This window comes from Terribacillus sp. DMT04 (assembly GCF_019056395.1).
GTDB classification, from domain to species: domain Bacteria; phylum Bacillota; class Bacilli; order Bacillales; family Amphibacillaceae; genus Terribacillus; species Terribacillus aidingensis_A.
In genome coordinates this window covers 1755941-1782351 of record NZ_CP077639.1, presented here as the reverse complement: position 1 = coordinate 1782351, position 26411 = coordinate 1755941, and the positions used below count along the sequence as shown (strand labels likewise).

Genomic DNA, 26411 nt, shown 5'->3' with positions numbered 1-26411 from the left:
ACTTATGACAGAAAAGCAAAACTTAATTGCAGGTCGCATGCCAGAAGGAGATGAGGTGCGTGTGTTTTTTTATCTAACAATTTCCTGAACATCCTGTATCCTAGCAGCCGCCGAACCATATACGCACTCCTTACATAAGATGTTCTAAGAGTGAAGCAGGAGGTGTTCGAATATGAGTGCAGGCGGATACGGAAATGCAGGATTTTATTTGATTGTTGTTTTGTTTATTCTATTGATTATTGTTGGTGCAAGCTGGGCTTAACCTAGTAGCGTTAAGGCTGAAATAGTGTAACAGTTAAAAATCCAAACAACCCTGTGATTTTACAACAGCATCGTTTGGATTTTTTCATGCAAGCAGAAATAAGTGCCTGCTTTATTATTGAGCTTGTATCACTTTGATTAGTTCACGAAGATAATCGGGCAAGTCAGGTGGTCGGCGGCTGCTGACGATATGTCCATCCACAACAACTGGTTCATCATGCCAAATGGCTCCGGCGTTTGTCATATCATCTTTTATGCCAGGTGTGCTGGTGACGTTCACACCATCCAAGATGTCGGCAGAGATGAGCACCCAGCCAGCGTGACAAATTTGACCAATTGCTTTTTTATGTGTATGGAAATGACGCGTAATTTCTAATACACTGTCATAACGGCGCAGCTTGTCCGGGGACCAGCCGCCAGGTACGAGAAGGGCATCATACTGCTGTGGATCTGCATCTTCAAAGGATATATCTGACGTTGCTGGAACGCCGTATTTTCCTTTGTAGACCGTCTCAGCAGTTTCACTTGCTAAATGAACCTCTGCGCCAGCTTCCCGCAATCGTAAAACCGGATACCATAATTCCAAATCCTCGAAATCATCACTCACAAAAGAAAGTATTTTCTTTCCGGAAAGTTCCATTTTCTCACCCCATTCGTTTAGTTCTCTCTACTTTACCAATTCATCGCCCAAGATGCATCTGTTAGCTTAATCTGTTTGATACGGATTCTTTTCTGCATCCAGTGTAAATCCTTCTCCCATCACATCGTGTACTTCGCTTAAAGCGACGAAAGCATGCGGATCAACCGATGTAATAATCGCTTTTAGTCGGACAATTTCATTCCTAGCTACAACACAGTACAACACATCACGTTTTTCGCCTGTAAAGCTGCCGCGGCCATCAAGTACTGTTACACCTCTGTCCATTTGTTTGAGGATTTGATTGGCAATATCGGCACTTTTATTGGAAATGATAGTAGCTCCTCGGGCTGAGTAGGCACCTTCTTGAATAAAGTCAATGACACGCGCACCAACAAATACAGCAACAAGTGTATACATGCCTCGAATCAAATCAAGATAAGTAAGAACGGAAGTGACGATGACGACAGCATCGAACATAAACATCGTGCGCCCCATTGTCCAGCCGACATATTTATTTGCCAGACGAGCGATTATATCGACACCGCCAGTTGTACCTCCAAATCGAAAAATAATGCCGAGGCCGACGCCAATAAATACACCCGCTAAAAGCGATGCGATTAAGAGATCATTTCCTAAGTCAATATGGAAGGAATACGTCTGAAACAATCGCAGAAACACAGATACAGCAACTGTTCCGATAATGGTATATGCGAATGTTGTGCGGCCTAGGAACTTCCAGCCGATCAGAAACAGCGGAATGTTCAACACTAAATTCGTAATAGCTGGATCCCAGTCGAATTCGAAAAGCAAAATAAGTGTTATACCGGTGAATCCGCCTTCACCAAGCTTGTTGGCAATATTAAAATGCACAATACCGAACGAAAAGATAGCCGCGCCAAGCAGGATAAACAAGATGTTCTTCAAACGCAGTTTAAACATAACTTACCTCCTAAAAGTGACAATTCCTTCTATATTATAGACAACTATGGCTAACGCTACAAATTTATCCTGCAGGTAAAAACATTTGTCAAAGATGACTCTTTTAAGCTAACATGGTAATGATATAGCGAAAGGAAGATCGCGATGAGTTCAACATATACAACCAAGGAAATACAAGCACGTGTTGACGCTTATATTTCCCAATTTAAAGAAGGTTATTTTTCTCCGCTCAGCATGCTTGCCCGAATGACCGAAGAAGTAGGGGAGCTGGCAAGGGAAGTAAATCATACATATGGTGAAAAACCGAAGAAAAAAAGTGAAGCAGCTAACACCGTGACAGATGAACTCGGAGATATCATCTTTGTGCTGACATGCTTTGCCAATTCGCTGGATATTGACTTATCTGAAGCATTCGAGCAATCAATGTCTAAATTCGAAACAAGAGATAAAGACAGATGGACGAAGAAGACACAGGAGGATGATTTAGAATGACACAAGATACAATTAAGATTATCGTAGCAGGACCTAGAGGCCGAATGGGGTCGGAAGCGCTGCAGCTGATTGAGCGCACAGACCACTTTGAGCTAGTTGGAGCGATTGATCATAAACATGATGGAGTACGCATCAAAGATATCGAGGGCCTTACAGCCAGTGACGCGGTCATCTATACAGACGCTGCTCGATGCTTCGCAGAAGTGCAAGCGGATGTGCTAATCGATTTGACTGTTCCGGAAACAGGTTATACCCATACAAAGCTTGCAATTGAGCATGCTGTGCGCCCGGTGGTAGGTACATCTGGTTTCACAGATGAACAGCTTGAAGAATTGCATGCATTGAGCGAAGAAAAAGGTATTGGAGCCATTATCGCGCCAAACTTTGCTATTGGCGCAGTGCTTATGATGCAATTTGCGAAGCAAGCAGCAAAGTATTTCCCTACTGTAGAGATCATCGAGAAGCATCATGATCAGAAGCTGGATGCCCCGAGTGGTACAGCTGTTAAGACGGCGCAGTTAATTCAAGAAGTACGGGAGCCTGCTAAACAAGGACATCCAGATGAAAAAGAAACACACGCTGGAGCTCGCGGCGCTGATTTCTATGGCATGCGAATCCACAGTGTACGTCTGCCAGGACTTGTGGCGCATCAGGAAGTGCTTTTCGGTGCACCGGGAGAGCAATTTACCGTTAAGCATGATTCCTTTAACCGTGCATCCTTCATGTCTGGTGTACAGCTTGCTGTAGAACGGGTCATGAAAATGAACGTGTTAGCATACGGTTTGGAAAATATATTGGATTGAGGTGTTGGCTTTGCATATTGCGTTAATTGCCCATGATAAGAAGAAACCAGAAATGGTCCGTTTTGCAGTTGCATACCAAGAAATGCTAAAAAAACATACGCTGTATGCAACAGGTACAACAGGAACTCGTATTAAGGAAGCAACTGGATTGCCCGTGGAGCTGTTTCAGTCAGGTCCGATTGGTGGAGATCAGCAAATCGGTGCCCGCATCGCAACCAATGAAATGGATTTGGTTATTTTCTTCCGTGACCCGCTAACAGCTCAGCCGCATGAACCAGATGTGAGCGCCCTTATGCGTTTGTGTGATGTACATCGTATCCCGCTTGCAACAAATCTGGCGGCTGCTGAAATCTTTATTCGAGGTCTAGACAGAGGCGATTTTGATTGGCGTGAAATCATCCGTGATCGAGAGCCTGACCTATGAAAAAACTGAAAATTGGTATCACCTGTTATCCAACACTTGGGGGCTCCGGCGTTATTGCGACGGAGCTCGGTAAGAAACTTGCCAAAAAAGGGCATGATATTCACTTTATTACGTCAAGTGTCCCTTTCCGGCTTGACACCTTGCTTCCCAATGTATTTTTTCATGAGGTAGAGATGAGTCATTATCCTGTTTTTCAATATCCACCTTATGATTTAGTGCTTGCCAATAAGATGGCTGAAGTCATTGATGAAGAGGAACTTGATGTTTTGCATGTTCATTACGCTGTTCCGCACGCAATCTGCGCTATTTTGGCAAAAGCGATTGCCAAGCGGGATGTAAAGATTGTGACGACACTGCACGGCACGGACATTACGGTGCTTGGTATTGATAATGGACTGCGCAAAATGATCATTCATGCGATTGAGGAGAGCGATAAAGTGACAGCGGTCTCCGAGAGCCTCGTAAAGCAAACGAGAGAGATGCTTGATGTGACAAGTCCAATTGATGTTGTTTATAATTTTATTGATGAAGCGATTTATCATCCAGCCGACGTGAAAGATATCCGGAAACAATTTGGCATTGAGGATCATGAGAAGGTGATCGTACATATAAGCAATTTCCGCAAGGTAAAGCGTGTACAGGATGTTGTACAGGTTTTTTCGTATGTGCAGGAAAAACTGCCCAGCAAGCTGCTGCTCATAGGAGACGGACCGGAATACTCAGACATTCTTCGCAATGTACAGGAACGGGGACTAGAGGATAATGTGCTTTTCTTGGGCAAACAAAATAATGTAGCTGCACTGCTGAATATGGCCGATTTGATGCTGCTGCCATCTGAAAAAGAAAGCTTTGGGCTTGTTTTATTAGAAGCAATGGCATGCGGTGTGCCATGTATAGCGACAGATGTGGGCGGTATACCGGAAGTTATTCAGCATAAGAAAAATGGCTTTGTAACGGAACTTGGAGATGTGTTTCAAATGGCTGCTTTCGCTTTGGAGTTACTCACAGATGAGGAGAAGTGGAAGAACTTCTCTGAAGCAGCAATTCGTCACGCAGAGGAAGCTTTTCATTCGGATTATATCGTTGCGCAATACGAAGCCATTTATAAAGAGGTATTACGATGAAAATATTTGAAAAAGCGTTCCGAGTTATGCACGAACTCGAGCTTCATGGCTATGAAGCCTATCTGGTCGGCGGTGCTGTACGAGATTACTTAATTGGCAAGTCTGTTGGTGACCTGGATATTGCGACTTCTGCCAAACCGGAGCAAGTCATGAAAGTTTTTGATAAAGTTATTCCAGTCGGCATTGAGCATGGAACGGTTTTAGTTCGTTATGAAAAGGAAAGCTTTGAAATTACGACATTCCGAACAGAAGGAACGTATTCGGATTACCGGCATCCAGATCGTGTGGAGTTTGTAACGGATATCACAGCCGACTTAGCACGGCGCGATTATACAGTAAATGCAATTGCAATGAACAGAAATGGCGAGATGGTAGATCCATTTTCAGGAAAAGAAGCAATTCAAAAACAACAGCTCACTACAGTTGGCAATGCATATGATCGCTTTGAGGAAGACCCGCTGCGCATGATGCGAGGAGTTAGATTCGTTTCCCAGCTTGGCTATCAATTGGACCAGGAAGCTCGCGAAGTGATGGAAAGCAGGCGTTCGTGGCTGAACCGAATTGCTATTGAACGCGTTGCAATCGAGCTTGAGAAATTATGCCGCGGCGACCATGCTAAAAAAGCTGTGCGTTTGCTTTCGCAAGCAAAACTGTGGGAGGCATTGCCAGTTTTCAAAAAACATCCTGCTCTAATTGACAAGCTGGAGCAGCGTATGCAGCCGCTCGGCGGATTAAGTGAATGGATCGCGCTTTGCGCCATTTACAGCGGTGTTTCTGTCCAAGACTGGGTGAAAGATTGGAAACTGTCCAATAGCGTCAAACAAGAAGCGCAAGCGTTGTTTGATATAATGCAAAGTGATTTGGCAGCTTGGACAGTTTATCAGCTGCCATCCCACTTGGATGCAGGGTATAGCCGATTGATGGCAATCTATAAGGATAAAGACGTGCAAGCTGATGTTGAGAGAATAAGAGCGCAGCTGCCAATCCATCAGCGGGCTGATTTGGCTGTTTCTGGCGGAGATTTTGTCAGCTGGTTTCCAGACAGAAAAAAAGGCAGCTGGATTCGTGAGTTATTCGAAGCTGCTGAAAAAGCAGTGGTGGAAAACCGAATTCCAAATGATAAAGAACGGCTGAAGGAGTGGGTGCTTCATGGATACAACGCGTAACCGGCTAATTCGAGTGCTGCAGGAGCATGAAGGTGCTTATGTGTCAGGCCAGTACTTGTCCGATCAGCTTGGTATCTCCAGAGCTGCTATTTGGAAGCATATGAAAGCATTGGAGGCAGATGGTTACGAGATTGACGCTGTCCCGCGCAAAGGCTATCAAGTGCGGCAGTCGCCTGATAAATTAAGCAAAAATACGCTCAACTGGCAGCTTGATACTGCCTGGATCGGACGGAAGATTATCTTTGAGAAAGAACTTGATTCCACGCAGATGTTAGCCAAAGCGCTAGCTGACCAAGGAGCTGCACATGGAACCGTAGTGCTTGCTGATAAACAGACGAGCGGAAAAGGAACAAAGGGAAGAAGCTGGCATTCACCGGCTGGAACAGGCATTTGGATGAGCTTGATTATCCGTCCGGAATTTGGTCCGCGAGAAGCAGCGCAGCTAACGTTAGCGGCAGCAGTTGCCATAACAAGAGCTTTCCGCAAAGAAGGCATAGACGCTTGTATTAAGTGGCCGAATGATATTTATCTTAATGAAAAGAAACTGGCTGGAATACTGACCGAAATGCAAGCAGAACAGGATTATATTCATCATATCGTGCTTGGTATCGGAATTAACGTCAACCAGACAAAAACAGATTTGCCGCCGGATATACAAGACAAGGCAACATCCTTACATATCGAGACACAAAAAGAATGGAAACGCCAAGAGCTTATTCACCTCATTTGGAAAGAAATTGAAAGCGTTTATGCACTTTACACAACAGCTGGTTTTGCAAGTATTCGGGAAGAATGGATGCAGCTTGCCTCCCGTCTTGGCCGGAGAGTAAAAGTTACGACTCCAACAGCTGTTTTTGAGGCAGTATTTCAAGGAATTGGTGAAGAAGGTGAGCTGATCTTGGAAAAACAAGATGGGCAGACACAGCGTATTTATTCTGCTGAATTAGAATGGCTAGAGGAGTGAAGCATTGAAAACGAGACTTGATCTTCAAAAGATGAAAGAAACCAATGAGAAAATTACCATGGTAACTGCATATGATTATCCGACCGCCAAGTTAGCACAGCAAGCTGGAATGGACATGCTGCTTGTAGGAGATTCATTAGGGATGGTTGTACTCGGTTATGAGTCAACCATTCCTGTCACTGTAGAAGATATGATTCACCATGGCAAAGCGGTAACGCGAGGCGGAAAGGATACGTTTGTGGTCGTGGATATGCCGTTTATGAGCTATCATGTATCTGTGGAAGAAACTATTCCGCAAGCAAGACGGATATTCCAGGAAACAGGAGCGCAGGCGTTGAAACTCGAAGGAGCCGAGCAGATAATTTTGAATAATATCAAGGCGCTTGCCGTCGGCGGTATACCAGTAGTAGGCCATCTTGGTCTTACACCGCAGTCCGTTCATATACTTGGCGGATATAAGGTACAAGGCAAGAGCGAGCAGACAGCCAAGCAATTGCTGGAAGATGCCAGAAAAGTAGAAGCATATGGAGCCATTGCTCTTGTATTGGAATGTGTACCAAAGCAGCTTGCTGCGCTAATTGCAAAAGAATTAACCATTCCAGTTATCGGTATCGGCGCGGGAGCAGAAGTGGACGGGCAAGTGCTCGTCTTTCATGATATAAGTCGTTTTGGAGTGGATCGTCTTCCGAAATTTGCAGTTAGCTATGCAGATTTAAATGAGACAGTTACAAATGTGTTTACAACATACCGGGAAAATGTGAAGAATGGCGTTTTTCCAAATGAGCACCAAAGCTTTACAATGGATGAAGCAGCGTTGCCTAAAATAGGAGAATGAATATGAAAATCATAACGAATCTTAAAGATCTGCAGCAGGAACGACAGTCTCTGGCAAAGACAGCAAAATCTGTCGGCTACGTAGCGACCATGGGTTATTTGCATGAAGGCCATCAAGCGTTAATGAGACATTCGAAAGCAGAAAATGATATTACCGTGTTAAGTATCTTTGTAAATCCGCTGCAATTCGGTGCAGGAGAAGATTTTGAAACGTATCCAAGAGATATGGAGCGTGATCAGCAGATTGCCGAGCAAGAAGGTATTGATATTGTCTTTATGCCGGATGCATCCGCTATGTATCCGGGTGACAGTACAATCAAACTGCAAGTAACGGATCGCGTCGATGTACTTTGCGGCAAATCTCGTCCAGGACATTTTGATGGTGTCGTAACGGTTTTAGCTAAACTGTTTCACTTAATCCAGCCAGATCGGGCCTATTTTGGATTGAAAGATGCACAACAGGTCGCTGTTGTGCAAGCCTTGGTTGATGATCTTAATTTTCCACTGGAAGTTGTTCCAGTAGCGACCGTACGAGAAGCTGATGGACTAGCTAAAAGCAGTCGTAATGTTTATTTATCAGAGCAAGAGAGACAAGAGGCTCCGGTCATCCAGCAGGCACTGCAGCAAGCAAAACAACTGATTGCTAATGGTGAAAATGAAGCGGAAAAAGTGATAAAGCATGTAAAAGAATTTATTATCAGTAGAACAAGTGGTAGAATAGACTACGTTGAAATTTTATCATATCCGGAGCTAAAGCCTGTTGAAGATATAAGCGAGCGCATTATCATTGCAGCTGCCGTCTTTTTTGAGAAGGCCAGATTGATTGATAATATAGTTTTGGAAGCAGACGGATCTAGGATGGACCGTTTCTAATATAGGGGGCTAGTATATGTTCCGCACGATGATGAAGGCGAAAATTCATCGCGCCCGTGTGACGGAAGCGAACTTGCATTATGTTGGAAGTATAACAATTGATTCACAAATATTGGAGCAGGTAGGTATACTGCCACATGAAAAAGTACAAATCGTAAATAATAACAATGGCGCCCGACTTGAGACGTATGTTATACCAGGTGAATCAGGCAGCGGCGTTATATGTTTGAACGGCGCTGCTGCACGGCTGGTACAAAAAGGTGATGTGGTGATTATCGTTTCCTATGCGATGCTTTCAGATGATGAGCTCATTCAATTTAAGCCGAAGATTGCGCTTATGAATGCAGATAATACAATTCAAGAGATCATCGAAGAAGAACCGCCGCTTACTGTCATGCTATGAGGACAGAAATAGGTAGTTGATTGGACTCTTATCCAGGATAAGAGTCTTTCTTTTCTAAGCAGTATGGAGGGTGGAACATGGACAAATTTGTAGTGGTGGATCTAGAAACAACCGGACACGCGCCGTCGAATGGCGATAAAATCATAGAGGTAGGGATTGTCGTTATCCAAGGACGTGTAGTCACAGATCAGTTTCAGACAATGCTGGATCCCGGTATGCCGATTCCACCTTTCATTTCGCAGCTGACAGGCATATCTGATGAAGATGTGACTGGAGCACCGCATTTTGAAGAAGTTGCGGAAGAAATAGCGGCATTTTTTCAAGATAGTTATGTAGTAGCACACAATGCGAATTTTGATTTGCGCTTTTTGAATAGTTCTTTGGAAGAAGCGGGCTTCTCGCCCATTTCCTGTCCGGTACTTGATACAGTTGAGCTGGCGCGGATTATGCTGCCGACCGCACCAAGCTATAAGCTGAGTGTACTTAGTGAATATCTCTCCTTTGAGCATGATCAGCCGCATCGGGCGCTGTCTGATACACTGGTTACGGCTGAGCTTCTGCTGTCACTACTCGAGAAACTGGACAAGCTCCCATATGAAACAATTGCGCATCTTCTCACACTGGAACGTGCACTTAAAAGTGATTTAAGGGAGCTGCTTGAAGCTAGGCTAGAGGATCTTAGTTTTGAAGCGGAGCAGGACAATGGGTTGGAAGTGTATCGTGGTTTAGCAATCCGGAAGCGGCCGGAAAACGAACGTACCGATGCAGCTATTGCACAGTCTTTCGGTGAGCTGGCCGATCAGGTATATCGGAAAGACGGTTTATTATCGGAAGGCATGCAGCGCTATGAACCAAGAAGCAGTCAGCAGGAAATGAGTGAGCAGATTTATGATGTATTCCATTCCAGCAGACATGCTTTGCTCGAAGCAGAGACTGGGACAGGAAAATCACTTGCTTATTTGCTTCCGGCCGTATACACAGCAGTTAAGAAAAAGAATCGCATTGTCATTAGTACACATTTGACACAGCTGCAGGCACAACTGATGGAAAAGGAGATTCCGCTTCTCCAGCGCTTGCTGCCTTTTTCCTTTAAAGCAGCACTGTTAAAAGGGAAACAGCATTATTTAAGTCTCAGCAGATTTGAATCGGAGCTGCAGCAAACTGCTAATGACAATTATGATATTACGTTAACGAAAGCGATTTTGCTCGTATGGCTGACGATTACAGAAACTGGGGATATTGATGAGGTGAACTTGCCTTCAAGCGGCAAACGCTTCTTTCTGCATATGTCGGCTGATGCAGAGGATACCCAAGATCCGTTTTCGCCATGGTTTTCCCGTTCATTTTACCAACGGGCCAAAAAAGCAGCATGGCAAGCTGATATTATTGTGACAAACCATGCATTGCTTTGCAGTGATATGCAGGAAGAATACCAGCTGCTGCCTTCGTATGAGCGAGCTATCATTGATGAGGCGCATCACTTTGAAGCAACAGCTGCTAAGCATTTCGGACTGGCGCTTGACTACGTATCCATCCATCATATGCTTTCCCATGCCAATAAGGTTTATGACAAAGCAACAGAGCAGCTGCCACATCCCCAAGCAGAAGTGCTGCTATGGCAAAGCTTATGGGAACAAACAAAAATAGAAGCGGATGATATGTTCCGTTATATCCATGATTTTGTTTTATCTCAGCATCGTAATAAACTGGGAACGAACGATATCGGACGAATGCAGCTTCGGTTGGAAGAAGTGCGTCACACAAAGGCGCTGTTAGTGATTGCCGAGATGAGCAGCAGGCTTCTATTCGGTATCAGAGATTGTATCCATCATTTACTGCAGCTCGTGAAAACAGCGGAAAAACAAGCGGATAAAAAGATGGCCGACTCGCTGCAAAATGCAGTCAATCAGCTGCAGTCAATTATTGATTCAATTGAACGTATGTTCCTTGTAATAGATGATGACGAGGTTAAATGGATAGAAGTAGATGTGTATGGAGCACGCAATTCCGTGTACTTGTACAGTGAGCCACTTGATATTGCGGATATGCTGCTCGAGCGCTTCTTTTCAGAAAAGAAAAGCATCGTGCTGACAAGTGCAACCTTAACGATGAAACAGTCTTTTGATTTTATTCAAGCACAGTTAGGGTTAGATGAACAGACGGTCACGAAGCGATTCGATTCGCCGTACTCTTATCAAGAACAAGTACAGCTGCTCGTTCCAAACGATTTTCCCGATGTTCGAGGGAAGGATAACTATCCGTTTATTTACGCAGTATGCGAAGCTATTCTTAGTCTAGCTGCTGTAACAGACGGACGGATGCTCGTGCTGTTTACTTCTTATGACATGCTGAAGAAAGCGCATGGATTAGTAAAGGAATTGACAGATGATCAGGATTATACGTTGATCGCGCAAGGAATCACGAGTGGAAGCCGAGACAGATTGAAAAAGAATTTCCAAAGCAATAAGAAATCGATTCTTTTTGGAACGAGCTCTTTCTGGGAAGGAGTAGACATTCCAGGAGAGGACTTAAGCTGTCTTGTCATCGTTCGGCTGCCTTTTCAGCCGCCTGATCATCCGATTTACGAAGCAAAAGCAGCCAAGCTGAAAGCAGAGGGAAAGAATGCCTTTATGGAACTCGCATTGCCAAATGCTGTCATTCGGTTTAAACAAGGATTCGGCCGACTTATACGTTCTTCCAGTGACAGAGGTATCGTGTTTGTTTGTGATGATCGAATGATGAAGACAAGATACGGCAATTATTTTACTGCGTCCATCCCTGAAGTACCGACACATTACCAAAGCACTGCAGAACTTTTAGAGCTGGCAGAGCAATGGTTATAAAAAAAAGTGCGCCACTAGGACGCACAACTGCTGGGTGAAGGAAGATTTTTGTTGAAAAAACTTTGAACTCGTCTTAGAATTACACCAGTACAACTGGTATAATAAGAATGGATTGCTTCTCAACATGTATTAGTTTGTTGCAGAAAGCTGTGTCTATGAGTAACAAATCATGTAAATGGATTGCTCGGAGGTTACAGGATGGAAAATAATAAAATGGAGACATTGTCCACCGTTCGTGTACAATACAGCAGTGACCTGTACAAGCTGGTTGATTCCCTGAATCGTACACTGAAAGAAAAGGACTTGATGTTCGGACTAGCATTGGATGAGGAAGATCATGATAAGGCGATATTCACGATTTACCATACCTAAGTGGGCTAAAATCACCATTCTCGCTGTTTCGGCTGTACTGCTGCTTTTACTCGGTTGCGGTATATATGTCTACTATACAGCAGAGGACAAGCGTACTGCAGGCTTTGAATCCTCAGAGACCTTTGTTGCAGAACATACTGATCTTGAAGAAGCAGATGAAGTGACACGCTTTAATGGCGAGCATGTATACCATGTTGTCACTGGTAAACAAGCTGACGGACAAGAAGCCATCGCTTACCGAATAAAAGGCGAGAAAGACCCGGAACAAATCATTTATACGACAGAAACTGCTGATGAACAGCAGGCAAAAAGCAGCTGGCAGTCTGCGTGCGGCAATAACTGTGAACTGGACGATATCCGACTTGGATTGCATGAGGATGAACCAGCATGGGAAATAACATTCCATGACGGTGAGGACCGTTTAGGCTACAGCTACTACACACTTGATGGGTTGGAGCAGCTGGAAAGCTTTGCTCTATCCAGCCAATATAAATAAGACAACTACATATGTAGACAGACATTGGAGGTTTTTTTTTGAAGACTACAATTGCAAAGCTTAATGAGCATGTAGGAGAAGAAGTAACAATTGGGGCTTGGCTCCGCAATAAACGATCCAGCGGAAAGATTGCTTTCCTGCAGCTTCGTGACGGTACAGGATTCGTCCAAGGCGTGGTCGTAAAAAGCGACGTATCCGAGGAAGTATTCCAAACAGCTAAAAATATGACGCAGGAAACTTCCCTCTATGTAACAGGGAAAGTTGTAGAAGACAGCCGCTCTTCTTTTGGTTACGAAATTCAAGTAAGCGGTGTGGAAGTAATTCATGCGGCTACAGATTATCCAATCACACCAAAAGAGCATGGAACAGAATTCTTGATGGATAACCGCCATCTGTGGCTTCGTTCTCAAAAACAGCATGCTGTTATGAAAGTCAGAAATGAAATCATTCGTGCTACTTATGCGTTCTTCCACGAAAATGGATATACAAAAATTGACCCGCCAATTCTGACAGGTTCTTCTGCAGAAGGTACGACAGAATTGTTCCATACAAAATACTTTGATGAAGAAGCATACCTTTCTCAAAGCGGACAGCTTTACATGGAAGCAGCAGCAATGGCGTTCAACAAAGTATTCTCCTTTGGTCCGACTTTCCGTGCTGAAAAATCTAAAACACGTCGTCATTTGATTGAGTTCTGGATGATTGAGCCGGAAATGGCGTTTGTGGAACACGAAGAAAGCTTGGAAATTCAAGAGAATTACATCAGCTACCTGGTTGCTTCTGTACTGAAGAACTGCAAACTGGACCTTGAAATTTTAGGCCGTGATACCGAGAAGCTTGCTAAAGTAACAGCACCATTCCCGCGTATTACGTATGATGAAGCAATTGATTTGCTGAAAGAAAAAGGTTTTGATGATGTGGAGTGGGGAGAAGACTTTGGTGCACCGCATGAAACTGCGATTGCGGAAAGCTTCGACAAACCAGTATTCATCACGCACTACCCAGCTGAAATCAAAGCATTCTACATGAAGCCGGATCCAAATCGTGAAGATGTTGTCCTTTGTGCCGACTTAATCGCTCCAGAAGGATACGGAGAAATCATCGGCGGATCGCAGCGTATTGACGATCTGGAACTGATGGAAAAACGCTATGAAGAGCACAACTTAACTGGAGATGCGTATAACTGGTACTTGGAATTGCGTAAGTACGGCAGTGTGCCGCATTCAGGCTTTGGACTTGGACTAGAAAGAACCGTTGCTTGGCTTTCAGGCGTAGAGCATGTTCGCGAAACGATTCCATTCCCGCGCTTGCTGAATCGCTTGTACCCATAATAATAAAATAGAAATATTGACAATCCCTTGTCCTTTAGACGAGGGATTGTCCTATTAAAGGGAGGAGAACCCAGATGAACAACAATCATTTGAACTACCAGCAAATACTGGGAAATCCAATTTCCTTTCCCGGTATTTTAATGGAAAGATATACAACACTTGGCTTAAACGAAACGGAAATGATGGTTATCTTGCATATTTGCTTTTTCCAGCAGCAAGGTACTATGTTCCCAACAACAGATGAATTGGCAGCAAGAGTAACGCTGTCGGAGCGTGATGTAGCATTAATATTGCGAAAGCTTGTGCAGCGCAACATGATTCAAATAGATGATGTGCAGGATAGTGCTGTACGCAGCCAGGCATACAGCTTGAACGGCTTGTGGAACCTCGTCTTTCAGGAAACTGTCTATCCAGAGCCGGAAAAGAACACAGATAAAGAAGAAGAAGCTGCTATCTTCATTTTATTTGAGCAGGAGTTTGGCCGCCCGCTATCTCCTTTTGAGATAGAAACAGTTACATTATGGCTGGATGAGGATATGCAGCCGCCATCCTTAATCAAAGCCGCTCTTCGTGAAGCGGTGCTCATGAGCAAGTTGAATTTCCGTTATATCGACCGGATCTTACGAGAATGGAAACGTAAAGGTGTACGTTCCGTAGAACAAGCACGCAAAGAGAGCAAATCCTTCCACGAAAATCAGCGCCCAGCTGCAGCTGCCGTGCGCGCAGAACAGCAAACAGCACCAGCACGTGATGTGAGTGTATATTACAATTGGCTGGAAGAAGACTGAGGAGGAGCTGCATATGCTGAACAAAACACAAATACGCAGAGTGTTGGATACGATGCAGGATATGTTTCCCGAAGCAGCCTGTGAATTGGTTCACAAAAATGCGTTTGAGCTCGTTATTGCCGTATTGTTATCTGCGCAATGCACAGATAACCTAGTAAATAAGGTAACAAAAGATCTTTTCAAGAAATACCAAACACCAGAAGATTATTTAGCAGTGTCACTAGAGGAACTGCAGCATGATATTCGATCTATCGGTCTATACCGTAACAAAGCAAAAAACATTCAGAAGCTGTGTCAAACATTGATTGACCATTATGATGGAATCGTACCAGATACACGTGATGAATTGGTGAAGCTTGCTGGAGTAGGGCGCAAGACCGCCAATGTCGTGGCATCCGTTGCATTCCATGAACCAGCTATTGCCGTAGATACGCATGTAGAACGAGTGTCCAAGCGCCTGGGATTATGCCGCTGGAAAGATAATGTGACAGAAGTAGAAAACACATTAATGAAAAAAGTGCCGCGAGATGAATGGAGCGATACGCATCACCGCATGATCTTTTTTGGGCGTTATCACTGTAAAGCAAGAAATCCAAATTGTTTAGCATGTCCTCTGAATGACATTTGCCGTGAAGGTAAAAAACGTTTAAAAGCAGAAGCAAATTAAAAAGACAGTCATCCTAATAGGAGTGACTGTCTTTTTGTTTAGCATGTTATTCAGATTGCTGTTGTTCTGAATCTTCGTTTTGATTTTGATCAGCATCGGAACCGGAGTCACTATTGGCTTCTTCTTCAGAATTGTTTTCTTGCTCCTCATCAGCTGGCTCTTCCGCTTGCTCATTGCCTGACTGATCCTCATTCTGATTGGAATTTCCGTTACCATTGTTTCCTTGGTTTCCGTTATTTTCGTTGTTAGTATTACCATTTTGATCGTTATTTTCATTTTGATCATTTTGCTCTTGATCATTCTGCTCGTCTTGATTCGGCTGATTTTCTGTGTCCTGTTCCTGCTGCTCGTCCGCATTTTCTTCAGGATTTTCTTCTTCTTCAGCATTTTCTTCTTCACCAGGAACGGTTACCGAAGTAGCTTTTGCTTCACTTTCTTCACCATCAACTGAAGCCGTAACTGATATATTGTAGGTTTGTCCAGCTTCAACGTTTTCTATGACTGCAGATGTGTCAGTAGTTGTTTGGGAACCGTTAGGCTCAGCACTCATACTGAATTCAGCATCTCCATCGTAATTCCAGCTTACGTTAATGCTATTACTAGCTTCATCATAGCTGGCAGATAAACCAGTTACAGGATCAATCTCTTCCTCAACATAACGTTCTGAAGTTGTTCCTGGAAGGTGGCCTTTCAGGAATAGCTCCGTCAAAATGGAAGAGGAGGGGGTAGCAGAGCTTGGAGAAGCAGCGGGGCGAGAGCCTTTTTCGACTTTCGCCTCCACTACGCTGCTGGGTTTTTGAAACTCTCCTGTGTTTTTGCCTTCGTGCACTTCGGTCATAATTCTCTTAAATAATAATTTGGATACATTTGTACCGGCAGAACCGCCGTCGATTATGGAGTCGTCAGCTGTACCCGTCCAAATGGAAAGTGTATAGTTTGTTGTTAAACCATTCATCCAGGAATCCGGACTGCCTTGTTGACCATCTTTATTTGTTGTACCAGTCTTACCAGCAATATCTAAACCAGAAACATTGGCCATTGTCCCAGTACCTTCTGTCATAACCGAACGCATCATGTCTGTTACCATATAAGCAGTTGATTCACTCATGGCCGCGTTTGATTCTGGTTTCATATCTAATGTACTGCCATCGCTGAATTCAATCTTTGTAATCGCATAAGGCTCTGTGTAGATACCTTCATTACCGAAAGCTGCATATGCTCCTGCCATATCGATGGAGTGGAAGTGCGTACCGCCGCCAATAGCGTCTGATAACAACATGCCGCTTTCAGAATTGAATTCTAATCCAAGTCCATTAGCAAAGTCTTCCGCTTTTTCTAACCCAACTGCTTGAAGCGTTTTAACTGCCGGTATGTTATAAGACTGCGCTAAGGCAGTTCTTGCACTTGTCCAGCCGTGGAATCTATTATCCCAGTTCTGAGGTTCAAAAGGATCCGAACCAGGAATATCAATGGATATCGGTTCGTCATTAATTTGCTCATAAGTTGATGTGTAAACGCCATTCTCAAATGCCGGAGCATAATCTACAAGCGGCTTTATACTAGAACCAGGCTGGTTCCCGATACCTTGAATAGCGTAGTTAAAACCACCAAGTTCATTATTCCGGTTACCGCCAATCGCACGGATTGCACCGCTCTTCGTATCAAGCAAGGTGATCCCAGCTTGCAGCTGTTCATCCGGCCATACAATACCGCTGTCTTCACTAAGTGCACTCTCGACTGTTTCCTGTGCATCTGGATCTAATGTTGTATAGATTTTCATGCCATCCAAGTTAAGGTTAGTATCTTCAAATCGTTCGCTTAATTCTTTTTGTACTTGATCAAGGAAAGCGCCGTATTTATTTGCTTGCGGCTGCTTTTCAATAAGAAGATCTTCGACTTTTGTTTGTTTCGCTTCATCGGCTTCTGCTTGTGTTATTTTCTCGTGCTGTACCATCAAGTCAAGAACAGTATTCATTCGTTCTTGTGCCAAGTCAGGATTTTCATACGGGTTATATGCTGTTGGACGCTGCGGCAAACCTGCCAGCAAAGCGGTTTCCGGCAAGGTAAGTTCGTTTAAGTCGTCTTTTCCAAAGTACGTTTCGGCTGCCGTAGCTACACCGTAGGCATACTGTCCATAAAACACCTTATTCAAATACATTTCTAATATTTCTTCTTTGGAATATTGGCGGTCAAGCTTTAAGGCGAGCCACCATTCCTGCATCTTTCGTTTAACCGTTTTCTCTGGAGAGAGGAAGGAACGTTTGATTACCTGCTGATCAATTGTACTGCCGCCTTCTGCTCCAAATCCGTCTTGGAAGTTAGCGAGTACTGCGCCTCCAGTACGAATGATATCAATGCCGTTATGTTCAAAGAAACGAGAATCTTCCGTTGCGGTGACAGCGTCGATTAGCTGCTGCGGCAATTCATCAAAGTTAACTTTCCGTCTATTCTCCGACCCTAATTCTGCAAATTCTTCACCGTTCATATCGTAGATGATATTTGAGGCGGGGTCAGTCAATTTTTCTTCATCCAAATCTGGAGCAGTAGCTGCGTAATATCCAAACACAGCACCGCCTGCAACAACACATAATACACCTAACAATACAATCGTTAAAATAATTTTCTTCCATAAAGGTTTTTTCTTTTTTGTCTGTTTTCTGCGTGATGCACGAGATTGGCCTTTTTCTGCCATTACTCCTCTTCCTCCGTTCTAAAATGAAGCTGATCGATGATGTGTAAATAATCGACCTTTGCCTGATATCTCATCGGTACCAAGTATCCTTCTTCCGCTATTGTCTCATATGGGATAGATTTTCTGCCACCATCATATTGACGTTTCCACCACGGAAAAAGTTTCTCTGCTTCAAAAAAAAATGTCTGATCACGCGCGGAAAAGCGCATGATGACAAAACAAATAGCACCATGGCTGCATACATGCTCCATATGGTTGATTTGATGTTCGTGGAAATTGGACAGCGGGAAGGAGGTTTTGTTTTTGGTAACCTTCGCTTCGAAGTCTACATACTTTCCGCGATAAACGCCATTATAATCCGTAGTGGATGCTTGCTTGAAATAAGCTTCCTTAATTACCGCTGCACTTCGTTTTGGGTAATCGACTTGGACTATCTGAACAGGGGTAGGTTTTTTATGGATGATAGCCTTTTGCTGGGCAAGATAATATTCATTTGTCTCATTGATATCTTCCTCTAATGTCATCCCCCTGTTTCCAAAATCGACATGCTGCTTGAGTTTAGGGGCAGCAGTCTGTTTGATGATCTTTTTCCCATTAGGATATTGCACATTTCTCCCCCCATTATAGGATTGATCATACCATAATCCTTAGAATACTTCACTTTGTGCCGTGATCTCAACTGCTAAAAGGGGCAATTTCATGACAAATAGTAAAACCGCGCTGCTGCTTGCTTCTATTAAAGAGAAAACAACTGCTGCGAACTTAGATAATATCCGAAGAACGATGGCATATCAAGCATTTTATGAAGCAAATCCAGAAATACGCTGGTCTTTTTTAGCCTCCATGGTTTCCAGGAATGCCGGATGGAATATGACAGATTTACAGCTGGAGATGTTTCAAAGATTGCTGCCTGCTCGAGTCAGAAAACAACTATTTTCTCTGTATGAGCGAGCGAATTGGCTCATTTTTTCAGACGCCTATCCGCAGCTTCTGCTGTACGAAGCACATAAGAAAGAACAAATTAACATGATCGATCACCTGCGTCATTTCCGTGTATCCGTGTATATGGAAGAAGTTTGGCACAATTATATAAAGGAAGGAGATGGACAGCAGCTGCTGTATAGCTTAATCATTAACGAACAGCATGTGATCGGTTCGCCTGTGATTGTACAATCTTTCTATAAAAAACATGTTTTCAGCCGATGGCCGTATCGGCTGCAGGATTTGCTCCGGCTTAATGCAGTCTTTTTTCCAACTTTAAAAGGAGAATTGTATGGACTGCATGCACACCATTTCACAAGCGTGAACAAACGAATACAGCTTGGAAAAAAGCTGAGTAAGCTGCTTTTTGATCCCTTGCTGCATGACATGTTCCTTCAGTTCGCTCAGACTGTGCCGCATTCTGGCTCACGTGAAGATTATGAACGGTACAGCCAATACAGAACCAACAACAGCAAAAAACTGCGAGAGTGCTACAAGATTATTCAGCATGAAGATACTATTCGACCGGATTGGTACCATTGTGGGGGTGTGAAGCAGAATTGGCTGACCGAGCCTAATAAAACAACACACCATCCTGCAGGTGCGTTGTTTTATTGGAAGCGAAGTATGATGAATAGAACAAGCAAGTTATTCAAAAGAAAAAGCAAAGCGGTCGATTAATCGCTTTGCTTTCTTCGGCTTATACGGAAGGACGGTTTGGTCCATCTAACTTCTTATCATAACCATCGCCTGCTGTGCGGGCTGTCGGGCGTTTCTGTCCGGTTGATGTTTTCTTTTCTGGCTTTTTCATCATTATCACCCTCCTTTAAGCTTAGGATGAGCGAAACAGGTCTGATTCATGCGAAGCACGACGTATTTTTTGTTGTTTTGTCAGGTGAGCAGGAGAAGTCAGCTGCTAGCAGAAAACTACACATAAAAGGAGGTATTCATATGCAAAATCAACAAGGGGCAACAAAGGAAGAGCTGCAGCTTGCACTGTTTCAGTTAACTGGTACGTATCGGAAATTAGATCAGCGGCTCACTGTTCAGGCTAATCGTTCTCGTATGGAAATGAAGCAGCCTTTGATTGAACGATTGCTGCGTGCCGAATATCGTCTGGATAGAAAGCGGGAGAAAAGCTGTCTTGAACATGGTAAATTAGCCTGAGAGCTTGTATAATAGAACAACACGATGAGCAGAGAAGGGATATTATTGACAACATTACGCGCCTACAATAACCAGCTATCAGAGCAGATGGCGGTTCTTAAAGAGCGGTTTTTGACGCATGAGCCGCCATCAGATAAAAAAGATAAAGAATTCTTTGAGCTGGTAAAGCGGGAGACAAAGCCGATGTATGATTTGCTTCAGCAGTGGAACGAAGCTGCTGCTGCGTTTGTACAGCAGCGGGAAGTGAATGTGCACCCGCAGCAAATCCAGTCGACAGAAGAGAATATCCATCTAATCATTTTGCACAGCTATTACATAGACATCCGATCGGAACGATATATGGATTACCATCATTCAATCGGTTACGTCATCCAACTGCTTAATGAAGATTTGGAACGGTTAGAAGGAGAGGAAGAGTAAGATGACAAAAGATGAATTGATTAGCTTGGCAAAACAAGCAAGAGAGCGAGCTTATATTCCATATTCGAAATTCGGTGTCGGAGCTGTGGTTTTGACAAAATCCGGAAACGTTTACCAAGGCTGCAATATCGAAAATGCAGCTTATCCTGTTACATGCTGTGCAGAACGAACAGCAATATTTCAGGCAATTGCGAATGGTGAAAAGGAATTTGCAGAGATTGCTGTTGTCGCAAATACCGAGCGTCCGGTGCCGCCTTGCGGTTCCTGCCGTCAAGTAATGGCGGAGTTCTTCACGCCTGAAGCGGTAATCCATATCTCCAATATGCATGGAAACAGTAAAAGCATTACTATGGAAGAATTGCTTCCATTTTCTTTTCAGCCGGACGATTTGTTCTCTGATGAAGAAGCAGCTAAATAAGGATGACCATATAAAATCAAAGTGCGTACGGCACTTTGATTTTTTTAAAATTAATTTATCGTTTGATAGGTTAATTCTTTCTACAACCGGGTATACAGTACTAATTAGAATGGAGGTTGTCCGTTGCATAAGAAAAAAGTCGTAGTAATCGGAGCTGGTCCTGGAGGCTTGACAGCAGGAATGCTGTTAGCGTCAAAAGGATACAACGTAGAAATATATGAAAAAAACAGTGTAATTGGCGGGCGAACTTCACGTTTAAAACTGGGAGACTTTCAGTTTGATTTAGGCGCAACATTTTTTATGATGCCCAAGCTTTTGGAAGAAATGTTTGAGGAAGCGGGACGAAATTTGCGTGATTATGTTCAGCTGCAAAGACTGGATCCTTTATATACACTTCGCTTTGGTGATACAACATTTACCCCTAGAGTCAATAGGAAGGAGATGCTGGAAGAGATTGAGCGCGTCTTTCCAGGTGAAAGTGAAGGGTTTATTCGATTTATGGATAAAGAAGGAGAGAAATTTAATCGGATTGAAAAACTGCTGCGACGTCCCTTTCTACATAGAAGAACATACTTAAGCAAAGATGTCCTGCATGCGCTGCCGAAACTGGATATGTTTCAATCGGTTTACAGCAAGCTGTCCACTTATTTTCATGATGAACGCTTGAAATATGCTTTTACCTTCCAAGCTAAATACCTGGGTATGTCGCCTTGGAAATGTCCAGGTACTTTTACAATCCTTTCTTATCTGGAGCATCAATTTGGTCTGTATCACCCAATAGGCGGGGTTAATCGTGTGTGTGAAGCAATGCGCCAGGTTATTGAAGAATACGGCGGAATTGTTCATACTGATGCTCCCGTTGCACAAGTAGTGACAGATGGAAAGCAGGCAAAGGGCATACGTTTAGAAGATGGATCAGAAATTTATGCCGATGATGTTGTCATCAACGCAGATTACAGCTATAGTGTGCAGCATTTGTTCGAGAAGAAATGGTCAAATAAGTTCCAGAAAAAAATTACCAATAAAAAATACTCCTGCTCTACGATGATGCTTTATCTAGGCTTGAAACAGGAAGTAGATTTGGCACACCATACGGTTGTATTTGCAGATGATTACAAAAAGAATGTAGAGGAAATGACAGAACAGCTAGTCCTTTCAGAAGACCCGTCTGTGTATATCCATTATCCGACAAAACTGGATCCAACGACGGCTCCTGCAGGAAAATCAGCAGTTTACATGCTTATGCCTGTGCCGAACACCGATTCGGATATAGATTGGCAAGAAGCAGCACCTCGAATGCGTGAAAAAATGCTAAGGATACTGGAACGGGAAGCCAATGTCGAAAACGCAGAAGCGTTGATAGAAGCAGAGTATTGTATCACTCCTGCAGATTGGGAAGCGATGAATATCCATCAAGGAGCTGTGTTCAATCTGGCGCATTCACTGGATCAGATGATGTATAATCGCCCGCATAATCAAGTGAAGGAACTATCACATTGTTATCTTGTCGGGGGCGGCACTCATCCTGGCAGCGGGCTGCCAACCATTTTTCAATCAGCCAAAATCAGTGCTGATTTGGTGAACGACTATTACGAAAAAAAAGCATCGCACACGTTTAAAGCGACAAAAGAGAAGGTGACAACGTGAAGATTGCCATAATTGGTGCGGGTATTGGCGGTCTGACGACGGCACTGCTTTTAGAAAGGCAGGGGCATGCGGTAACCATTTATGAACAGCATGAGCAGCCGGGCGGCAGAATGCAATACGAAACAGATGGTGTGTTTCAGATAGACCAAGGGCCGACAATTGTGCTGCTGCCGGATATGATTCGTAATGTACTAAGAGCATGTGAGATTCCAGCCGAGGCGCTCGATATCGTCCAATGCGATCCGTTATATGACATTCATTTTGCGGATGGGACGAGTTATACAAAGTATTCAGATCCTGCTCGTCAGCGGGAGGAACTGTCGCATAAGTTCCCAAGTGAGCTTCCGCATTATGATCAATTCATTTCGGATATGGAAGAAGTATACCGTATCGGAGTTAAACAGTTTCTGGAACAGGATTTTTCCAACAAACGCCGTTTTTTTACACCTGCTAACTTACATTTTCTTTATAAGTCTAAAGCGTATCGCGATGTGCATGCTTATATCGGCAAATACTTTACCGATCCAAAACTGCAGCATGCTTACGCGCTTCAATCGTTATACATTGGAGGTTCTCCCTATGCTACACCGGCGATTTACGGACTGATTTCGTATAGTGAGCATATTCATGGCATTTGGTATGTGAAAGGCGGATATGCAGGATTTGTGAACACATTAGTGTCTTACTGCAAAGAAAGAGGAATTGAAATTCACTGCAATTCCAAAGTAGATCGGATACACAAATCAGCAAAGCAAGTGACTGGAATTAACGTGAATGGTTCGTTTGAAGCTTATGACAGTGTTGTATTCAATGGCGATTTTCCAGCGATACATGATTTGCTTGATCAAAAGAAACCTGCCAGAAAACAGCCCGAGGCTTCGAGCGGCTGTCTGCTCATTTATATCCGAGCAAACCGGAAATGGGACAACTTAAACACGCATCAATTTGTGCTGCCAGAGCAGTTTGAAAAGAATATGCGAGCTGTTTTTGAGTCGCAAACTGTTCCGGAAGATCCGTCTTTTTACGTTTTTCATCCAGGATCCATTGATGCCGCAGCAGCACCTGCGGGAGAATCTGCTCTTTATTTTCTGGTTCCCGTTCCTTCTGGCAATAAGATTGACTGGGAGCAGCAAAAAGACTTACTGGCAGAACGTGTCCTAGACAAAGCAGAGCGCTTGCTTTTGCCAGGATTAAAAGAATCAATTGAATGGCTGAAGGTGCGCACACCAGCAGATGCACAGCATGCTGGACTTTACCAAGGCGGAAGTTTCGGAATTGCTCCGAGTTTGTTCCAATCCGGCGGTTTCCGTCCGCAAAATAAACCTTTTCCAATAAAAGGACTGTATGCTGTGGGCGCTTCTGTCCATCCGGGCGGAGGCGTGCCAATTGTCATGCAAGGAGCTAAAAATCTGAGTGAATTAATCATGAGTGAGGTGGACTATTATGCTCAAAAAACCATACGCGAAAGCATGTGAAAAAGCGATGAAGCAGCACTCCACAAGCTTTTACCAAGCATTCAGCGGACTTCCTTCTCCGCGTCGGGAGGCTGTATTTGTCATCTATACATTTTGCCGAATGATTGATGACAGCATGGATGAACCAGAAAACAGTGTGTATACCTTAGATGAACTGGAAGCACATTTTCGCAATCTTGAACAAGCAGATGGGCATTTTATTTGGCCATCTTTGCGTTGGCTTTTCGATACTTTTCCCAATCTGCAACCTGCGCCTTTCCTTACTCAAATGAAAGGCCAGCGAATGGACGAAGCAAATACCATCTATCTGACATTCGACCAGCTGGAAGATTATTGTTATCATGTCGCGGGATCGGTGGGGGAGATGCTTCTGCCGGTACTGCATGATTATCCGAACGAACAGATTGTACAAGCTGGCATACAGCTTGGAAAAGCAATGCAAATCGTCAATATATTACGTGATGTCGGAGAGGATTTAGAACGAGGACGCCGGTATTTACCGCTCACTATCATGACGGCATTTGATTATACGGAAGAAGCGCTTCATAGCAAAGAGATATCTTCAGAATTCCGCCAAATGGTAGATAATATGATGACAATTGCGCAAGGATGGTTTGCGGAAGGTTTAGCTGGTCTTGATACGTATCCAGAAGACAGCGCCTTTGCCATTACGCTTGCTAGCAGCTATTATGCGGCCATTATGGATGTTATTAAAGAAAACGACTACGACGTATTTCACAATCGAGCATATGTGCCGCAAGTACGAAAACTGGCACTCTATCAAGCTGCCAGAAAACAAAGATCCCGCCGAAAACGAGAATCTATTACGTGATTTATCGCATTTTTACTATTTGGCTGCTGATCGGTCTCTTATTGCTTTTGTTCTGGGAACTTCCAGAATGGTTATATTTTGCAAATAGTATTTTTATGATTTTATATGCGGCGGCAGTGTTAGCAGAAGGGTATCCTTATTTTTTCCAGAAGACTGCCATAAGCAAGTCACTTTTCATTCTAGGTTCAATAGGTGTAACGACGTTGTTAATCGAAGCATTAAGTGTTTATAGCGGATTTCCTTTTGGTGAGTATAGGTATACGCCCATGCTGGGGCTCCCTATTCTGAATGTGCCATTTACGATTGCCATAGCTTGGGTAGGATTCATTGTGAACAGCACGATGATCAGCACACAGAAAAATAAATGGCTTCGGGCTTTAGAGACTGGCACATGGGTAGTGCTCATTGATTTAATACTGGACCCGGTTGCACTAGCATGGGATTTCTGGCAGTGGAATGAAGGCGGATTTTATTATGGAATTCCGGCAACCAATTTTATAACATGGTTCATACTGGCGGCAGTATTGTCTCTTTTGCTTCCTTTACAAAAAGATAAGGCTGCAAATCATGCGTCATTTCGCCTGCTTCAGCTTATGTTTTTATTTTTCGGATTGCTTGCTCTGAAGAAAGGGTTTGTCATCGTGGCTGGGCTTGCCATTGTATTTGTATTGATTACGCAAGGGAGGAAAGTAATTGATTCAGGCAGAAAAAAAGCGTTGGTTCATTGAATTATTCGCTGCATATCAAAAATATTATTTACTTCCTAGGCATTTTGACCGCGTAGAAGCGACTGGAGTTGTACAGTCACCCGTCAAACCTGCCATTTTTATTGCGAATCATAGTTCGTGGTGGGATGGCTTGTTGGTCTTCCAAGCTACGGAAAGGCTTCTCAAAGGGAATCATTATATGATGATGGCACAGAAAGGGATGGAAGAGCACCGTTTTTTTCGGAAGTTAGGCGCTTTTTCAGTAGATAAACAAAAAATACGTGATGTCCTTATCTCGCTGCACTATGCGCGACAGCTGCTTGAGAGTGGCAATCATGTCTGGCTGTTTCCGCAAGGTGAGATTCTGCATCAAGACAAGCGCCCTTATCTGTTTCAAACGGGTATTGGCTATCTGCTGCAGCAATCGGACTGCCCAGTTGTTCCTGTGACGCTTCATTATTATTTTGGGGAAAAGAAAAAACCAAGTGCAGCACTCCATTTCGGTGAGCCAATTACAGAAGACTGGCAAAATATGACGAGAGACAGCATTAGTATGTATTTATCCAAAATACTGGAAGATCAAGCGGATATGCAAAAACAGACGATCATCGGCGGATCCAATACACATCCGCAAGCGCAAATCAGCTAAAAG

30 protein-coding genes are annotated in these 26411 nt (G+C 43.6%); 25 read left to right on the top strand and 5 right to left on the bottom strand.

The genetic code is table 11. From position 1 onward, the window contains the following. The first annotated feature begins 172 nt into the window (after positions 1-172). Entirely contained in the window at positions 173-262 is a 90-nt protein-coding gene (locus KS242_RS09435; RefSeq protein WP_077309003.1) for a YjcZ family sporulation protein, read from the top strand. A 114-nt stretch (positions 263-376) separates the two neighbouring features. Here KS242_RS09435 and KS242_RS09430 read toward each other — a convergent pair whose 3' ends face one another. Next, the gene (locus tag KS242_RS09430) at positions 377-901 is read right to left on the bottom strand and encodes a type 1 glutamine amidotransferase domain-containing protein (protein WP_217321132.1); all 525 of its coding nucleotides are present in this window, start codon (positions 899-901) and stop codon (positions 377-379) included. Between the two features lie 66 nt (positions 902-967). Then, on the bottom strand, positions 968-1840 hold the full coding sequence (locus KS242_RS09425; RefSeq protein ID WP_077309009.1) for a YitT family protein: 873 nt from the start codon (positions 1838-1840) through the stop codon (positions 968-970). Between the two features lie 144 nt (positions 1841-1984). Between KS242_RS09425 and KS242_RS09420 the strand changes: the two genes are divergently transcribed. From KS242_RS09420 to nth, 15 genes are all read left to right on the top strand, one after another. After that, positions 1985-2332 carry a nucleotide pyrophosphohydrolase gene (locus KS242_RS09420; RefSeq protein ID WP_217321131.1) on the top strand — a complete coding sequence of 116 codons (348 nt, stop codon included), beginning with the start codon at positions 1985-1987 and terminating at the stop codon, positions 2330-2332. Next, positions 2329-3135: a 4-hydroxy-tetrahydrodipicolinate reductase gene (gene dapB, locus KS242_RS09415; protein ID WP_217321130.1), complete on the top strand. Its 807-nt coding sequence runs from the start codon at positions 2329-2331 to the stop codon at positions 3133-3135. The genes KS242_RS09420 and dapB overlap by 4 nt, the downstream gene beginning before the upstream one ends. Before the next feature lie 10 nt (positions 3136-3145). Then, the gene (mgsA, locus tag KS242_RS09410) at positions 3146-3559 is read left to right on the top strand and encodes a methylglyoxal synthase (protein WP_077309015.1); all 414 of its coding nucleotides are present in this window, start codon (positions 3146-3148) and stop codon (positions 3557-3559) included. Continuing rightward, on the top strand, positions 3556-4683 hold the full coding sequence (gene bshA, locus KS242_RS09405; RefSeq protein WP_217321129.1) for an N-acetyl-alpha-D-glucosaminyl L-malate synthase BshA: 1128 nt from the start codon (positions 3556-3558) through the stop codon (positions 4681-4683). Before mgsA ends, bshA begins: the two co-directional genes overlap by 4 nt. Further along, a complete protein-coding gene (locus KS242_RS09400; protein WP_217321128.1) occupies positions 4680-5849 on the top strand; it encodes a CCA tRNA nucleotidyltransferase in 1170 nt (389 codons plus the stop codon). The genes bshA and KS242_RS09400 overlap by 4 nt, the downstream gene beginning before the upstream one ends. Further along, complete coding sequence (locus KS242_RS09395; RefSeq protein WP_217321127.1) at positions 5833-6813, top strand: biotin--[acetyl-CoA-carboxylase] ligase; 981 nt, start codon at positions 5833-5835, stop codon at positions 6811-6813. Before KS242_RS09400 ends, KS242_RS09395 begins: the two co-directional genes overlap by 17 nt. 4 nt (positions 6814-6817) lie before the next feature. After that, positions 6818-7648, top strand: a complete 831-nt coding sequence (gene panB, locus KS242_RS09390; protein ID WP_217321126.1) for a 3-methyl-2-oxobutanoate hydroxymethyltransferase — start codon at positions 6818-6820, stop codon at positions 7646-7648. A 2-nt stretch (positions 7649-7650) separates the two neighbouring features. Continuing rightward, positions 7651-8520, top strand: coding sequence for a pantoate--beta-alanine ligase (panC, locus tag KS242_RS09385; protein ID WP_217321125.1), 870 nt, complete (start codon positions 7651-7653; stop codon positions 8518-8520). A 16-nt stretch (positions 8521-8536) separates the two neighbouring features. After that, complete coding sequence (gene panD, locus KS242_RS09380) at positions 8537-8923, top strand: aspartate 1-decarboxylase (RefSeq protein WP_217321124.1); 387 nt, start codon at positions 8537-8539, stop codon at positions 8921-8923. A 77-nt stretch (positions 8924-9000) separates the two neighbouring features. Further along, a complete protein-coding gene (gene dinG, locus KS242_RS09375) occupies positions 9001-11766 on the top strand; it encodes an ATP-dependent DNA helicase DinG (RefSeq protein WP_217321123.1) in 2766 nt (921 codons plus the stop codon). A gap of 198 nt (positions 11767-11964) precedes the next feature. Next, positions 11965-12138: a YpmA family protein gene (locus KS242_RS09370; RefSeq protein WP_217321122.1), complete on the top strand. Its 174-nt coding sequence runs from the start codon at positions 11965-11967 to the stop codon at positions 12136-12138. Further along, positions 12104-12634, top strand: a complete 531-nt coding sequence (locus tag KS242_RS09365) for a cell wall elongation regulator TseB-like domain-containing protein (protein ID WP_217321121.1) — start codon at positions 12104-12106, stop codon at positions 12632-12634. Before KS242_RS09370 ends, KS242_RS09365 begins: the two co-directional genes overlap by 35 nt. Positions 12635-12672: 38 nt before the next feature. After that, on the top strand, positions 12673-13965 hold the full coding sequence (gene asnS, locus KS242_RS09360; RefSeq protein WP_217321120.1) for an asparagine--tRNA ligase: 1293 nt from the start codon (positions 12673-12675) through the stop codon (positions 13963-13965). Positions 13966-14039: 74 nt separating this feature from the next. Continuing rightward, complete coding sequence (locus KS242_RS09355; protein WP_217321119.1) at positions 14040-14753, top strand: DnaD domain-containing protein; 714 nt, start codon at positions 14040-14042, stop codon at positions 14751-14753. 13 nt (positions 14754-14766) lie between these two features. Continuing rightward, a complete protein-coding gene (gene nth / locus KS242_RS09350; protein ID WP_217321118.1) occupies positions 14767-15420 on the top strand; it encodes an endonuclease III in 654 nt (217 codons plus the stop codon). 46 nt (positions 15421-15466) lie between these two features. Here the strand turns inward: nth and KS242_RS09345 are convergent, their stop codons facing one another. After that, entirely contained in the window at positions 15467-18112 is a 2646-nt protein-coding gene (locus KS242_RS09345) for a penicillin-binding protein 1A (RefSeq protein WP_217321117.1), read from the bottom strand. Next, complete coding sequence (gene recU, locus KS242_RS09340; RefSeq protein WP_217321116.1) at positions 18112-18720, bottom strand: Holliday junction resolvase RecU; 609 nt, start codon at positions 18718-18720, stop codon at positions 18112-18114. Before recU ends, KS242_RS09345 begins: the two co-directional genes overlap by 1 nt. Positions 18721-18811: 91 nt before the next feature. On the opposite strand from recU, the gene KS242_RS09335 reads away from it, so the two are divergent. Further along, positions 18812-19774, top strand: coding sequence for a DUF2515 family protein (locus KS242_RS09335; protein WP_217321115.1), 963 nt, complete (start codon positions 18812-18814; stop codon positions 19772-19774). A 19-nt stretch (positions 19775-19793) separates the two neighbouring features. Here the strand turns inward: KS242_RS09335 and KS242_RS09330 are convergent, their stop codons facing one another. Next, positions 19794-19907, bottom strand: a complete 114-nt coding sequence (locus KS242_RS09330) for a spore protein (RefSeq protein WP_217321114.1) — start codon at positions 19905-19907, stop codon at positions 19794-19796. A 137-nt stretch (positions 19908-20044) separates the two neighbouring features. On the opposite strand from KS242_RS09330, the gene KS242_RS09325 reads away from it, so the two are divergent. From KS242_RS09325 to KS242_RS09290, 8 genes are all read left to right on the top strand, one after another. Continuing rightward, positions 20045-20260 (top strand): hypothetical protein, encoded by a 216-nt coding sequence (locus KS242_RS09325; RefSeq protein WP_217321113.1) that lies wholly within the window; start codon positions 20045-20047, stop codon positions 20258-20260. A gap of 45 nt (positions 20261-20305) precedes the next feature. Further along, a complete protein-coding gene (locus KS242_RS09320) occupies positions 20306-20680 on the top strand; it encodes a DUF1798 family protein (RefSeq protein ID WP_254391674.1) in 375 nt (124 codons plus the stop codon). Between the two features lies 1 nt (position 20681). Continuing rightward, a complete protein-coding gene (locus KS242_RS09315) occupies positions 20682-21098 on the top strand; it encodes a cytidine deaminase (protein ID WP_217321111.1) in 417 nt (138 codons plus the stop codon). A gap of 123 nt (positions 21099-21221) precedes the next feature. After that, the gene (locus KS242_RS09310) at positions 21222-22745 is read left to right on the top strand and encodes a phytoene desaturase family protein (RefSeq protein WP_254391673.1); all 1524 of its coding nucleotides are present in this window, start codon (positions 21222-21224) and stop codon (positions 22743-22745) included. Continuing rightward, entirely contained in the window at positions 22742-24220 is a 1479-nt protein-coding gene (locus KS242_RS09305; protein ID WP_217321110.1) for a phytoene desaturase family protein, read from the top strand. The genes KS242_RS09310 and KS242_RS09305 overlap by 4 nt, the downstream gene beginning before the upstream one ends. Beyond that, positions 24189-25052, top strand: coding sequence for a phytoene/squalene synthase family protein (locus KS242_RS09300; RefSeq protein ID WP_217321109.1), 864 nt, complete (start codon positions 24189-24191; stop codon positions 25050-25052). The genes KS242_RS09305 and KS242_RS09300 overlap by 32 nt, the downstream gene beginning before the upstream one ends. Further along, on the top strand, positions 25049-25780 hold the full coding sequence (locus tag KS242_RS09295) for a carotenoid biosynthesis protein (protein ID WP_217321108.1): 732 nt from the start codon (positions 25049-25051) through the stop codon (positions 25778-25780). Before KS242_RS09300 ends, KS242_RS09295 begins: the two co-directional genes overlap by 4 nt. Then, entirely contained in the window at positions 25746-26408 is a 663-nt protein-coding gene (locus KS242_RS09290) for a lysophospholipid acyltransferase family protein (protein WP_217321107.1), read from the top strand. The genes KS242_RS09295 and KS242_RS09290 overlap by 35 nt, the downstream gene beginning before the upstream one ends. The last annotated feature ends 3 nt before the right edge of the window (positions 26409-26411 follow it).